Source organism: Mesorhizobium escarrei (assembly GCF_935825525.1).
GTDB lineage: Bacteria > Pseudomonadota > Alphaproteobacteria > Rhizobiales > Rhizobiaceae > Mesorhizobium > Mesorhizobium escarrei.
The window spans coordinates 116,967-130,227 of the sequence record NZ_CAKXZT010000160.1; the positions used below are offsets into that span (position 1 = coordinate 116,967).

The window sequence follows — 13,261 nt, forward strand, 5'->3', positions numbered from 1 at the left end:
CAGCAGGGGAGATCAAAGCTCAGGTCCCGCATCAACCTGCCGAGCGCCCCGGATCGTTGCTTCAAGGTCGATTTCGACGCCATAAGCGCTAGCGACGCGCGTATAGAACGTCGACGCCGGCTCACGACCGGCTTGCCGGACTGCATAGAATTCCAGCGCGCGCTCAACTCCCTTTGCCGTTGATAGAGCTTGATCGCCTTTCTAGAAGAGACGCCAGTTGATGGCGTTCTGATGGCGGGCGATCCGGGATGCCGTCGTTCAGCCGATCGCCGCAAACCGGTGCCGCGCCGTTTTGGTGGCACCCCGCAATAGCGCAACATGTATAGACAACCGGCCGCAACTGGTGTTCGTTTCCAATCCGACCGCATGGTTTTTTTCGGGAATGCAGGAAACCGCCATGGACGCCGCTCCCTTGTTCGACCTGACGGGAAAAAAGGCGCTGGTAACGGGCGCAAGCCGCGGCATCGGCCAGGCCATGGCGGAGGCGCTTTCGGCGGCCGGTGCCGATGTGGCGGTGACCGCCCGCGACGAAAATTCCCTTCGTGAGACGGCGGACCGAATTAGCGCACAGGGGCGAAGGTCGCTTTGCCGGTCTCTGGACGTGCTCGACACCGATCGCATCCGCGTGGTGGTCGACGATGTCGCGGATGCCTTTGGTCGGCTCGACATTCTGGTCAACAACGCCGGCTACGAAAAAGTCCAGCCCTCGCTCGAGGTGGACGAGGCGGTATGGGACAGCATCGTGTCGACCAATCTGAAGGGCGCCTTCTTCTGCGCGCAGGCTGCGGCGCGGCGGATGGCTGCCGACAAGGGTGGCGGCGCGATCATCAATCTTTGCTCGCTGACCTCCTATGTCGGCATCCCGACCGCGGTACCTTACGGCTCGTCCAAGTCCGGGCTTCTGGGCATGACCCGCGCGCTGGCCGCGGAATGGGCATCGCTCGGCATCCGCGTCAACGCCATCGCTCCGGGTTACTTCCATACGGCGATGACGGACGCCTTTTATCAGGATCCCGATTGGCAGACGGCGATGCTGGCCAAGATCCCGCAGCGGCGCTTCGGCACGATGCAGGATCTGGCCGGAGCTGTTGTGTTTTTGGCGAGCGGGGCATCCGCCTATGTCACCGGGCATTGCCTCCCGGTCGACGGCGGCTATCTCGCATCCATCTGAGCGACTGAGATGCGGCGCAACGAGGACTGAGTAGACCGAGCTTGTATATGGTTGTATATACCACCTGACACGCTGGACGTTCTTGCATGCGACCGGCGACAAAAGGGGAACCACAATGCAGGAGCCTTTCCGGGCCGCAGCTTCGCACGTAGCGGAAGGCGACGGGGAAATCGCCGTCACGGTCCGCAACGTCGGGATGGACTTCGATGGGGTTCAAGCCGTCAAGAATGCGTCCTTCGACCTGCCGAAGGGCCGGTTTCTCACCATTCTCGGGCCGTCTGGATCCGGCAAGACAACCCTCCTGCGCATGATCGCCGGGTTCCAGACCCCGAGCAGCGGCGAGATCTTCATCAACGGTGAAGCGGTGAGTGCGGTGCCACCGCACAAGCGGTCGATCGGCATGGTCTTTCAGAGGCTTGCCTTGTTTCCTCATATGACGGCGGCCGAGAATGTCGCCTTCCCGCTGAAGATGCGTCGGCGCGACGCACGCACCATTCCCGACCGAGTCGAGCGATATCTCGCACTGGTGCGGCTGGGGGGCTATGGCGGCAGGCGCATTCACGAACTGTCCGGCGGGCAGCAGCAGCGCGTCGCGATCGCGCGGGCGCTGGTGTTTGAGCCCGACCTGCTGCTTCTCGACGAGCCGCTGGCTGCGCTCGACCGCAAGCTGCGCGAGGAAATGCAGCTCGAATTCCGCCGCATCCAGCGTGAGCTCGGCGTCACCACGATCAATGTCACCCACGACCAGCGCGAGGCGCTGGTGGTTTCCGACGATATCGTCGTCATGGATCAGGGCGAGATCCAGCAGAAGGCACGGCCGATCCACACCTACCGCCAGCCCCGCAACGCCTTCGTCGCCAATTTCATTGGCGTCACCAACTTCATTGCCGGCACGGTACGGGACGTATCGGAAGCGGGCGACGTCTCCATCGTTCGGGGTGATCTGATGCTTGCCGGAAAGGTCGGCGATCCGGTCAATCCGCCGGCCGAGGGCGACAAGGCATCGGGAGCAATCCGCGCCGAGCAGATCCGTCTCGCCGGCGATGCTGCGCAGCTGTCGACGCTCGATTGCGTGCTGACCGGGACCGTCACCGACACGATCTTCGAAGGCGAGCGCATGGTCTACGAGGTCGCCTGCGCCGCGATTGGCGACGAGGTCATTCGCGTTTTCGACCATGATCCCGCCGCGCACACGCAGTTCGACATAGGACAAAGCGTGTTCCTGGGGTGGAACGCCAGGGATATGCTAGTTTTTCGATAAAACCGGAAACCGGTCAAACCCAGAGGAGAATGCAGATGAAGCGCTTCAAGCCGACATTATCCCATCTTTCCCGCAGAACCTTCCTTCAGGCCACAGCTGCGCTCGGCGGCGCCTCGGCGCTCGGCCTGCGCGACGCCTATGCGCAGGAGCCGGAAAAGCCGGCGGAGATCATCGTGCGCGCCTGGGGCGGCAGCTGGGTGGACAGCCTGAAGGCCGGCGTGTCCGACAGCTTCACCAAGATGACGGGGATTGCTGTCCGTCACGACCTGACCGAAGACAACGAGATTCAGCCCAAGGTCTGGGCGGCCGTGGCGCAGAAACGGGTCCCGCCGATCCATATCAACTGGGACACCACCACCAATGCCACGAAATCGGCACTGCGCGGTGTGACGGAAGACCTCTCCGACCTGCCGAACCTCGCCAATGTGACGGACCTTGCCAAGCCGGCCGGCCTGGAAGGCTTCCCGATCGTCAATACCTACGGTTATGTCTATGTACTTGCCTATCGGCCTGCGGCATTCCCGGATGGACCGCCCAAGTCCTGGAAAGATCTGCTCGACCCGAAGTTCAAGGGTCGGCTTGCCTTCTACAATGACGGCATCGGCTTCCATTTCCCCGCCCAGGTCGCCGGTGGCGGCAAGCTGGAGGACATACCGGGCAACATGCAGCCGGCTTGGGATTTCATCACCAAGATGAAGGCGCAGCAGCCGCTGCTCGGCGAAGATCCCGACTTCACCACCTGGTTCCAGAACGGCGAGATCGACGCCGCCTGCACCATCTCGACCAACGCCCGCGAGGCCCGCAAGAACGGCGTCAAAATCGATTGGGTGGTGCCGGAAGAGGGTGCAAAATTCGACACCGACGGTTTGTGGATCCCCAAGGGCCTGCCGGAAAACGAACTCTACTGGGCCAAGCAGTACATCAATCACGCCCTGACCAAGGAAGCCCAGCAGGTCTGGCTGGATGGGCTTGGCTTGCCGGGCGTGGTGCCGGGCCTCACGCCGCCGAAGGATTTGGTGGGCGATCCGTCCTATCCGACCACCGAAGCGGATTTCCAGCGCCTTATCCGCATCTCGTCGAAGATCCAGGTCGAGAATGAGAGCGAGTGGTTTTCCAAGTTCAAGGCGATCATGCAGGGCTGACGCCGGTCGGCCGGTGCTGCGCTGGCGGCACCGGCTCCTTCACGATGTCGGTTACGGATTTTTTCATGCGGGCAGCCAGGACAGCCTATCCCCTCAAATGGCGCATCATGGATGCGCTGGAAGGCGTTGCCGCCGCTATCTGGCCGGCGCGGTTCGGGCGCGCTACGCCCTACCTGATGCTGCTTCCGGCGGTGCTGCTTGTCGGGCTGCTCGTGCTTGGTCTCATCCAGATCGCGGATGCCAGCCTGCGCACGCTCGACACCACCACCTTCCAGTTCTCCGACGACTATTCCATCGCCAATTTCCGCCGCGCGCTGACCGAGCCGCTGTTCCTGGTTGTCGCGCAGCGCAGCCTCGTTGCCGCCCTGATCGTCACCGCGGTGACGCTCGTCTTCGCCTTTCCCTACGCCTATCTGATGGTGCGCACGCGTTCGCCAGGATTGCGCAAATTCCTGCTGATCGCGCTGTTCCTGCCCTTCTTCATCGGCCAGGTGGTGCGTGCCTATGGGTGGCTGATCATCCTCGGCAACCAGGGCATGGTGAACGAGGCGCTCGGCCTTGTCGGGGTCGCCCCGATGCGGCTCATCTATAACTATCCCGCCGTGCTGTTCGGCCTCGTCCAGTACATGCTGCCCTTTGCCGTACTGATGCTCGCGCCGGCACTCACCGCCATTCCCGAAGAGCTGGAGGCAGCCGCTGGATCGCTCGGCGCGAACTGGGTTCGCACGTTCATCCACGTCGTGTTGCCACTCGCTCGTCCAGGCTTCATCGGCGCCGGCGTGGTGGTGCTGACGCTTTCGCTCACCGATTTCGCAGTCCCCGCGATCCTTGGCGGCGGCTCGCAGGATTTCATCGCCAACGCCATCTACGATCAGTTCTTCCGCACCTCCGACCAGGGTCTCGGCGCGATGCTGGCGCTTATGCTGGTCGCGCTCGGGTCAATCCTTGTCGGCTTGGTGTTCGCGCTGTTTGGAGCGGGAACGCTCGCCATGGGGAGGTCCCGGGTGTGAGCGGCTCGCGCAGCAAATCGATTGTCCTGTGGACCCTGGTGACGATCGCCCTGGTGACCCTTTCGGCGCCGACGATCGTGGTGCTCGGCGCTTCCTTTACCGGCGGCAACATCATCACATTTCCGCCGGATGGGCTGTCGCTGCGGTGGTACGCGCGTATTTCGCAGGCCTCCGACCTGCGCAATGCTTTCCTACGCACGCTCCAGGTCGCGACGGTCTGTACGATCGTTGCCATTCCAGTGGGCACGCTGGCCGGTATCGCGCTGGCGAAATATGCGGTGCGTTTTGAGAAGACGATCCAGATCTATCTGCTGCTGCCCTTCACCATCCCGCTGATCGGATCGGGCATCGGCCTCATGCTGATCTTCGGCAACGCCGGCATTCTCGGCCAGCTCTGGCCGGTCGGCATCGCCTGCTGCGTCATCAACCTGCCCTTCATGATCTGGGCGGTGACGGCGAGTGCCACCGGGCTTGACCCGGACCTTGAACTGGCCGCCGCCAATTGCGGCGCGCCGCCGCTCCAGGTGTTCTTCTCCGTCACCTTGCCGGCGGTCATGCCGGGGGTGATCACCGGCTCGCTGCTGATGTTCATTCTTGCGCTCAACGAATTCCTGGTCAGCCTGCTGCTCGTCGATGCCCGTATCGTGACGCTGCCGGTGCTGATCTACAACTCCATCCGCTCGATCATCACGCCGGATCTCGCCGCGATCTCCGTGGTCTTCATCGCCTGCTCTGGCGTCGCCGTTTTCCTGCTCGACAGGCTGGTCGGGCTCGACATCTTCCTGAAATCGAAATGAGGAAAGCCGGCTCGTCGGGCCGCAAAGGAAATCCTATGCCAAACGTATCATTCCACGACCTGAGCCAACTCGACGCCGCCAGTCGTGCGGCATTGATGCGGCGCTCAGAGACCGATCTCTCCGGCTTTATGGAGAAGGCCGTACCGATCATCGAGGCGGTCCGAACAGAAGGCGACGCCGCGCTCGTTCGCTTCGCCCGCGACTTCGACAAGGCAGATCTCGACGCCGCGCGGCTGAAGGTCAGCCCCGCAGAGTTCGACGCCGCCTTCGGCATTGTCGACGAGGACGTGATCGCCGCCATTCGCTTCGGCATCGACAACATCCGGCATTTCCACGAAGAGCAGAAACCGGAAGCGATGTGGCTTAAGGAAATGCGGCCCGGCGCCTTTGCCGGCGACCGCTTTACGCCGATCCGCTCGGTGGCGCTCTATGTCCCGCGCGGCAAAGGGGCATTCCCTTCGGTGACAATGATGACCGCAGTGCCCGCAGTCGTGGCGGGCGTCCCGGAGCTTGCCATCGTCACGCCGCCGGCGCCCGATGGTTCGGTGGACGCAGCGACGCTGGTTGCGGCGCGCCTCGCCGGCGTCGAAACGGTCTACAAATGCGGCGGCGCGCAGGCGGTCGCCGCGGTCGCCTACGGCACAGAGACGATCAAGGCCGCGCTCAAGATCGTCGGTCCAGGCAGCCCCTGGGTGGTTGCCGCCAAGCGGCTGCTTGCCGGCGTCATCGATCCCGGCCTTCCCGCCGGTCCGTCCGAAGCGATCATCCTCGCCGACGATAGCGTGCATGGCGGGCTGGCCGCGCTCGACCTCCTGATCGAGGCGGAGCACGGGCCGGACTCATCGGCCTATCTGGTGACCCACAGCCGCCGCGTGGCGGAGGAGGCACTGGCGGCGCTGCCGGAGCACTGGGCGCGCATGACCGAGCAACGGGTCGCGTTCTCCACCGCGGTGCTGACCGGCGCCTGTGGCGGCATCGTGCTGACGGCCTCGATCGAGGAGAGCTACCGCTTCATCAACGACTACGCACCGGAGCATCTGGAGATTCTCTCCACCGACCCCTTCGCCCACCTTGGCCACATCACCGAAGCTGCCGAGATCCTGATGGGGCCGCATACGCCGGTCTCGATCGGCAATTTCGGGCTGGGCCCCAACGCCGTGCTGCCGACCAGCCGCTGGGCGCGTACCTGTGGACCGCTCTCGGTCACGGATTTCGTCAAGCGTTCTTCCATCGGCTACGTGACGGCCGCGGCCTATCCGGAATTCGCGCGTCATGCCCGCACACTTGCCCGCTATGAAGGCTTCTCCTCGCATGAACACGCCGTTTCCGACGTGCGCGACCGATATCTGGCGCGGTAAGATGATGAAGGCGGCCAGACTCTATGCAGCGGGCGATTTGCGGGTCGAGGATGTGCCGTCTCCCGGCGAACCAGCGCCTGGCTGGGTACGGCTCAGGGTGACGGCCGCCGGCATTTGCGGCTCCGACCTCCACAACTTCCGCACCGGTCAGTGGATCAGCCGCGCGCCGAGCGTCGCCGGGCATGAGTTCGCCGGCGAGGTGATCGCCGTGGGGGCCGGCGTGTCCCAGTTTGCGCTCGGAGACCGGGTCGTGGCCGATTCGCGCTTCTGGTGCGGCGAGTGTCCTGCCTGCCGGGCCGGCCTGCACAATGTGTGTGCCAGACTGGGCTTTGTAGGCGAGGTCTGCGACGGCGGCTTCGCGGAAGAGACGCAGCTGCCGGCGCGGCTGCTTGTGCGCCACGACCCCACGCTCGATTCCGCGATCGCCGCCATGGCGGAGCCGCTGGCGGTCGCCCTACACGCAGCGCGGCGGCTGGCGGCGCCGGCCGCAGCGCCGGTGCTTATTGCTGGTTGCGGCCCGATCGGCGGATTGGCGGCACTCCTCCTGTTGCGGCCGGGCGAGAGACAGGTCCTCGTCGCCGACCGCAATGCGGCGCGCGCGGAGCTTGTGGCCAAGGTGAGCGGCGCGACCGTCGTCGACCTCGACGCCCTGCCCTGTGATCCCAATCTGCGCCATGCCCCCAATCTGCGCCATGCCATCGACGCAACGGGCAGCGTGGCGGTGATGGCGCGGCTGCTCGATGTTTTGGCCGGCGGCGGCACGCTGGCGCTGGTCGGCATTTCGCATGGCCGCCTCGACCTCGACCCCAACTTGCTGGTCGAGCGCGAAATCGCGCTTGTCGGCTGCCACGCCTTCGCCGACGAGCTTGCGCCGGCCGTCGCGATGCTTGGCGATCTCGCGCCCGCGCTGTCGCGCTTCGTGTCCGACGAGATCGCGATCGGTGAGATTCCCGCCGCCTACCAGCGCCTGATCGCCGGCGCGAGCGGCGGGTTGAAGACCATCGTCCGAATGGAGAGAGGATGATCAGGCTTACCGAAACCGCCGGGCCGCTCTACGAAAAGGTCAAGGACTACGTGCTTGGCAATATCGGCAGCGGCAACTGGCCAAAGGACCGCAGGCTGCCTTCCGAAAACGAGTTGGTCAGCACGCTCGGCGTCTCGAGGATGACGGTGCACCGGGCGCTGAGGGAACTGACCTCGGAAGGCCACCTCCTGCGCATCCAGGGCGTAGGCACCTTTGTGGCGCCGCCAAAACCGCAATCGGCCCTCATCGAAATCAGGAACATCGCCGGCGAGATCGCCGCGCGCGGCGCACGCCACAGGGCCGAGGTCGTCGTCCTCGAGAAGATCCGCAATCCGGCGCTGGACCTCGTCGTCGCCTTCGAGTTCACGCGCCGCAGACCGGTCGCCCATTCAATCATCGTGCATTTCGAGGACGATGTGCCCGTCCAGCTTGAGGAACGCTTTGTCAATCCGGCGCTCGCACCGGACTACCATCGGCAAGATTTCGTGGCGACCACCACCTACGACTATTTGCAGCGGGCGACGCCGCTGACGGAAGTGGAGCATGTGATCTCGGCCGTCGCCGCAGAAGAGATGGCGGCCCGCCATTTGATGATCCGACCAGGCGACCCCTGCCTGCTCTTGCATCGGCGGACGTGGTCGGGCGCGGCCGTCGCCACCGTCAACAAGCTTACCTATGTCGGCAGCCGCTATTCGCTGGGCAGCCGCTACGCGCCCTCACCCGCCGCATGAGCAGCGAGCCAAGCAGGGCGGGCGGCGCGATCGGCCCAACCGGCTGCCTTGATAGGCAATCAGGTCTACCTGCGCCGCCGTTTTCTTGTTGACGCCGACCAGATCAGGTTCGGGTCAAGCCTGGCCGCCGGTCAAGTTGCACCGGAGCGGCCAGACTGATTGGCCGACCGTTCAAACCAACCCGGGGACCACGAAAACCAGCCAGGCGATGACGGGGCCGATGATGGCGATGAGCGCGCTGTAGATCAGCAAGGTCTTCAGCACGCCTTCGCGCTCTGCTTCCTGGGCATTGGCGACGACCAGCGCGCCGTTGGTCGAAAACGGACTGGTGTCGACGATGGTGGTGGAGATCGCGATCGCGGCGACCACGCCTATGGCACTGATCTGTCCCTGTAGAAGGAAGGGCACGGCCAGCGGAATGATGGCTCCCAGCAATGCCGTGGACGAGGCGAATGCCGATACGATGGCGCCGGTGAAGCAGAGGAGGAGTGCGACCAGCAGCGGCATGCCCAGGCTCGAAATGCCTTGGGCGACGTAGTCGATCGTGCCGATCTTCTCCATGAGGCCGACATAGGTGATGATGCCGGCGATCAGGAGCACCGTCGACCAGCTGACCTTGTCGATCGCCGCCTTTTGGGTCTTCGGCGAGAGCAGCGCCAGCGCGACCGCGACAGTGATCGCAACCAGGCCGACATTGAACTTGAAGACAAGCGCGCCGATTGCGAGCGCGGTTAGGCCGATCAAGGTCGTCAGCCTTTCCGTAGTCAGGCCGGAAAGCGCCGATACATTTTTGGCCTGCTCCTCAAAGACGTGATGGCTGATCGGAGTAGCCAGCGTGCCGCCGTGGCCGACGATTGACTGCGTCACGCCCTCGGGGTGGAGGTCAGGCAGCGGTCCCGAGGCGATCGAATACTTACGCAGCACCTTCGAGCCGCCGAAGACGAAGAATACGAGGACGGCGATGGCCAGGTTGAAGAAGAAGCTGGAGAGAAACAGTGATGTCGGCGCGAACGGCAACCCCGCCTTTTCGACGATCTGGTTGGTGATGCCGCCATAGACGCTGATCGGCGAAAAGCCGCCCGCCTGTGCACCGTGAATAACCATCAATCCCATCATGACCGGATTGATGCGGTACTGGAACGCAAAACCCAGCGCCACCGGGGCCAGGATGGCGACCGCCGCAGGTCCGAGCGCACCGAAGCCGGTGATGACGGCGGCGACCAGGAACATGACCCAGGGAATCCACGCCACATGTCCGCGCACCAGTTTGACCGCGCCTTCGACCAGCCAATCGATAGTACCGTTGATCTGGGCGATGGCGAACAGGTAGGTGATGCCGACCAGTGTCAGGAACAGGTCGCTCGGAAAGCCAGCAAATATCTCCGCCGGCTTCATAGCCATGATGAGCGAGCCGACCACAAAGGCGCATGCGAAGGCGAGCGCGCCCATATTGATCGGCTGGATGGTGGCAATCACGAACATGCCGACCAGCAGCGCGATTGACAGAATCTGGATGTTCATAGCTTCCTCCCTCGGGAAACGCCTTCAGGCGCCCGTTCTCATTTCCATCGGTTAGTAGATGAGCCTGCGTTGGTCTCGCTCCCAAGCCCCAACGCAGGGTAGTCAGCGCCTCCTAGGAGGCGGGCATGTAAAGGTTGCTGAACCGGTCGCGCAGAAGGTTCTTCTGCACCTTTCCCATGGTGTTGCGCGGAAGGTCCTCGGCGAAGATCACCCGTTTCGGCTGCTTGTAGCGCGCGAGGCGGTCGCGCAGCGCGTTGAGCACGGCCTTCTCGTCCATTGTGGCACCAGGCTTGAGCACCACGATGGCCGTCACCCCCTCCCCGAAATCCGGATGTGCAATGCCGATGACCGCACTCTCGGCGACGTCGTCGAGCCGGTCGATCTCACTCTCGACCTCCTTCGGATAAATATTATAGCCGCCGGAGATCACCAGGTCCTTGTCGCGTCCGACGATGTGGACATAGCCCGCCTCATCGATCTTGCCGAGGTCGCCGCTGATGAAATAGCCGTCCTTGGTGAACTCCGCCGCCGTCTTTTCAGGCATCCGCCAATAACCCTTGAAAACGTTCGGGCCCTTGATCTCGATCATGCCGGTTTCGCCTGGTCCGAGCGTCTCGCCCGTGGCCGGATGGGTGACCCTCACCGACACGCCCGGGAGTGGGAAACCTACTGTCCCTGCCCTTCGCTCGCCGTCATAGGGGTTTGAGGTGTTCATGTTGGTTTCGGTCATGCCATAGCGTTCGAGAATGGCGTGACCGGTGCGCTGCTTGAATGCGGCGTGCGTTTCAGCCAGCAGCGGCGCCGAGCCGGAGATGAACAGCCGAATGTTGGCGACCGTCTCCCGGTTCAGGCCCTCATGCTGAAGCAACCGGACATAGAAGGTCGGCACGCCCATCATCAGCGTCGCCCGCGGCATCAGAGAAAGGATTTCCTCCGGCTCGAACTTTGGCAGCAGAAACATCGAGGCGCCGGCGATGAGCGTGACATTGGTCGCCACGAAGAGCCCATGCGTATGAAAAATCGGCAGCGCGTGGATCAGCCGGTCGGCTGCCGTCACCTGCCAGCATGCACGCAGTGCTATTGCATTGGACAAAAGGTTGTCGTGCGTCAGCATTGCGCCCTTGGAACGGCCGGTGGTCCCAGATGTGTACAGGATCGCGGCGAGATCGTCAGGCGCGCGCGCCGCGTCGAGAAAATCGGCAGACTCGTCCCGGGCCAACTCCATGAGCGACCCGGCGCCGTCCGCATCGAGCGTTTCGACAATCGCGCCGTAGCCGTGCGCGATCCTTTCGACATCAGCTCGCGACTTCGAGGAGACGATGACGAGCCGCGGTTCCGCGTCACCGATAAAATAGTCGAGTTCGGCCAGCGTATAGGCGGTATTCAGCGGCAGATAGATCGCCCCGCAGCGCACGCATGCGAGATAGAGCATCAGAGCCAGCGGGCTCTTGTCCACCTGGACCGCGACGCGGTCGCCTGGGCGAACGCCGAGCACATCAATTGCGCTGGCGATCTGTCCGGAGAGCCGCAGCGCATCTGCATAGGTCCAACGGCGACCATCAATAGTCTCGATGAAAATCGACTCGCCTGACTTGGCGGATGCTCGCATGGCGTCGAACAGGTGATTGCTCATTGAACTCCTCCCCATTTGCTTATCAGGTTTTCTGCATTTCGGTGCGGCGTCGACGAACCGGGGCGCCGATACCAGTGTCGGTCGAACCGGTTACCGCCAGCTTTCTCACCTCCGGCGAAGCAGCGATCTCGCCATGTTGCGCCAAGGCTTCGTGGTTCGCCTCGATGTCGTCCAACTTGTATAGGTAATTGACCATCAAGCCGTGGGACTGCCGCATCGCCTTGGCGGAGCGATCGGCGAGGAAGTTCAGCCGTTCAAGGCGAGCGCCGTTGCCCAAATGAAAACGCGCCACAGGATCGACCGGCCGTCTGCCGGTCGCACGTTCCCTAACGAAATAGCGTGCGGCGAGCGGGAGAAGCACAGCTTCAACGACCCGTGCCTTCTGCGGATTGTCCGCCCAACTCGGATCGTCCAGCAGCTCGAGCGTTTTGAGGGCCTGATCATCGAGGCTGGCATCGGCCGCCTTGCGCAGTCTTGCCAGCCAGCCAGCGAAACCCGGAACCGGCGACAGCGTCACGAAAGTCTTCAAGCCAGGCAGGTCGCGGCGCAAATCCTCCACCACCTGCTTGATCAGAAAGTTCCCGAAAGAGATGCCACGAAGTCCGTCCTGGCAGTTGGAGATCGAATAGAAAACAGCGGTGGTGGCGTCCTGGGCCGTGATCGGCGAACGGTTTACATCGAGCACATCAGCGATGGCGGAGGGAATCGCCTTGGTCAGCGCAACCTCAACGAAGATCAGCGGATCGTCTGCGAGCCGCGGGTGGAAGAACGCAAAGCACCTGCGGTCGGCTGGAGCTAGCCTCCGCCGCAGTTCCTCCCAGCCGGCGATTTCGTGCACCGCCTCGTATCTGATAATCTTCTCCAGGATGTCGGCTGGCGTTGACCAGTCGATCGGACGCAGGGTCAGAAAACCGCGGTTGAACCATGAGCCGAACAGGTGGGCGAAGTCGGCATCGACGGCGCGAAACGGTTCCGTTGCATCCTTCATGGCTAATAGGCGCTCGCGCATCTCCACCAGCCTTGCCGTGCCTCTGGGGGCGAGGTTCAGTCTGCGCACCAGTTCCTGGCGACGCGGCTCGGCGGCTTGGTGCAGTTCGATGACGGCGTCCGAACTCCTGTCGCTGCGGTAGCGCTCGATGGCTTTGTCAAGCTTGGCGATGTCCGGGCCGAACTGTTGGTGCAGCATACGCACGAAGTCTTGCTGACCGGCAGCGTCCAGTTGGGTCCAGCGCTGAAGCACCTCGGCGGCCAATGCCATGCCCGAGGCTTCGCCCCGGCTGGACAAAAGCATGTCGCAGAGCGTTTCGATTTTGGTCTCGGCTTGGACCGGCTCGCTGCGCGCCCCTGCCGCAAGCAGCCTGCGGCCGCGATCGGTGATGCTTTGCACCATATCGCTAAAGAACGAGATGCCTGCCATGTCGGAGTCCCTCCTGGCAAAGTCGAAATCGGCGCAAGCAGACTCTCCGCGCGGTCTCGACGCGTGCTGGTGCTCGGATGCGTCCACCCATTTGTGTGCGACTTGCCTTTAGTGGTATCGTTCTTAAACATTCTTGTACGCAAAGTCAACGTTCTTGCATACAAGATTTATCATGTTGCATTGGAAGGCCGAAAAA

Annotated in this window: 11 protein-coding genes; 8 read left to right on the plus strand and 3 right to left on the minus strand. The window is 63.2% G+C overall.

Features of this window, described 5'->3' with window-relative positions:
* Positions 1-397 precede the first annotated feature (397 nt).
* From NMG80_RS29730 to hutC, 8 genes are all read left to right on the plus strand, one after another.
* A complete protein-coding gene (locus tag NMG80_RS29730; RefSeq protein ID WP_254021445.1) occupies positions 398-1,171 on the plus strand; it encodes an SDR family NAD(P)-dependent oxidoreductase in 774 nt (257 codons plus the stop codon).
* Positions 1,172-1,286: 115 nt separating this feature from the next.
* On the plus strand, positions 1,287-2,432 hold the full coding sequence (locus NMG80_RS29735; protein ID WP_254021405.1) for an ABC transporter ATP-binding protein: 1,146 nt from the start codon (positions 1,287-1,289) through the stop codon (positions 2,430-2,432).
* 35 nt (positions 2,433-2,467) lie between these two features.
* Positions 2,468-3,574, plus strand: coding sequence for an ABC transporter substrate-binding protein (locus tag NMG80_RS29740; protein ID WP_254021406.1), 1,107 nt, complete (start codon positions 2,468-2,470; stop codon positions 3,572-3,574).
* A 65-nt stretch (positions 3,575-3,639) separates the two neighbouring features.
* Entirely contained in the window at positions 3,640-4,584 is a 945-nt protein-coding gene (locus NMG80_RS29745) for an ABC transporter permease (protein ID WP_254021407.1), read from the plus strand.
* The gene (locus tag NMG80_RS29750; RefSeq protein ID WP_254021408.1) at positions 4,581-5,381 is read left to right on the plus strand and encodes an ABC transporter permease; all 801 of its coding nucleotides are present in this window, start codon (positions 4,581-4,583) and stop codon (positions 5,379-5,381) included. The genes NMG80_RS29745 and NMG80_RS29750 overlap by 4 nt, the downstream gene beginning before the upstream one ends.
* A 35-nt stretch (positions 5,382-5,416) precedes the next feature.
* A complete protein-coding gene (gene hisD / locus NMG80_RS29755; protein ID WP_254021409.1) occupies positions 5,417-6,739 on the plus strand; it encodes a histidinol dehydrogenase in 1,323 nt (440 codons plus the stop codon).
* Positions 6,740-6,743: 4 nt separating this feature from the next.
* Positions 6,744-7,763, plus strand: a complete 1,020-nt coding sequence (locus NMG80_RS29760; protein WP_254021446.1) for a zinc-dependent alcohol dehydrogenase — start codon at positions 6,744-6,746, stop codon at positions 7,761-7,763.
* The gene (hutC, locus tag NMG80_RS29765) at positions 7,760-8,494 is read left to right on the plus strand and encodes a histidine utilization transcriptional repressor HutC (protein WP_254021410.1); all 735 of its coding nucleotides are present in this window, start codon (positions 7,760-7,762) and stop codon (positions 8,492-8,494) included. The genes NMG80_RS29760 and hutC overlap by 4 nt, the downstream gene beginning before the upstream one ends.
* A gap of 171 nt (positions 8,495-8,665) precedes the next feature.
* On the opposite strand, the gene NMG80_RS29770 is transcribed toward hutC, so the two are convergent.
* The 3 genes from NMG80_RS29770 to NMG80_RS29780 form a co-directional block, all read right to left on the minus strand.
* Positions 8,666-10,015, minus strand: coding sequence for an SLC13 family permease (locus tag NMG80_RS29770; RefSeq protein ID WP_254021411.1), 1,350 nt, complete (start codon positions 10,013-10,015; stop codon positions 8,666-8,668).
* Between the two features lie 112 nt (positions 10,016-10,127).
* On the minus strand, positions 10,128-11,648 hold the full coding sequence (locus NMG80_RS29775) for a malonate--CoA ligase (protein ID WP_254021412.1): 1,521 nt from the start codon (positions 11,646-11,648) through the stop codon (positions 10,128-10,130).
* Between the two features lie 22 nt (positions 11,649-11,670).
* Positions 11,671-13,065: a malonyl-CoA decarboxylase gene (locus NMG80_RS29780; RefSeq protein WP_254021413.1), complete on the minus strand. Its 1,395-nt coding sequence runs from the start codon at positions 13,063-13,065 to the stop codon at positions 11,671-11,673.
* Positions 13,066-13,261: the final 196 nt, after the last annotated feature.

What these genes read in the sequence shown, in the direction of transcription:
- NMG80_RS29745 (WP_254021407.1), top strand. Translation starts at nt 3,640, where the DNA reads ATGCGGGCAGCCAGGACAGCCTATCCCCTCAAATGGCGCATCATGGAT.
- NMG80_RS29730 (WP_254021445.1), top strand. Translation starts at nt 398, where the DNA reads ATGGACGCCGCTCCCTTGTTCGACCTGACGGGAAAAAAGGCGCTGGTA.
- NMG80_RS29770 (WP_254021411.1), bottom strand. Translation starts at nt 10,015, where the DNA reads ATGAACATCCAGATTCTGTCAATCGCGCTGCTGGTCGGCATGTTCGTG.
- NMG80_RS29740 (WP_254021406.1), top strand. Translation starts at nt 2,468, where the DNA reads ATGAAGCGCTTCAAGCCGACATTATCCCATCTTTCCCGCAGAACCTTC.
- NMG80_RS29780 (WP_254021413.1), bottom strand. Translation starts at nt 13,065, where the DNA reads ATGGCAGGCATCTCGTTCTTTAGCGATATGGTGCAAAGCATCACCGAT.
- NMG80_RS29775 (WP_254021412.1), bottom strand. Translation starts at nt 11,648, where the DNA reads ATGAGCAATCACCTGTTCGACGCCATGCGAGCATCCGCCAAGTCAGGC.
- hutC (WP_254021410.1), top strand. Translation starts at nt 7,760, where the DNA reads ATGATCAGGCTTACCGAAACCGCCGGGCCGCTCTACGAAAAGGTCAAG.
- NMG80_RS29735 (WP_254021405.1), top strand. Translation starts at nt 1,287, where the DNA reads ATGCAGGAGCCTTTCCGGGCCGCAGCTTCGCACGTAGCGGAAGGCGAC.
- NMG80_RS29760 (WP_254021446.1), top strand. Translation starts at nt 6,744, where the DNA reads ATGAAGGCGGCCAGACTCTATGCAGCGGGCGATTTGCGGGTCGAGGAT.
- hisD (WP_254021409.1), top strand. Translation starts at nt 5,417, where the DNA reads ATGCCAAACGTATCATTCCACGACCTGAGCCAACTCGACGCCGCCAGT.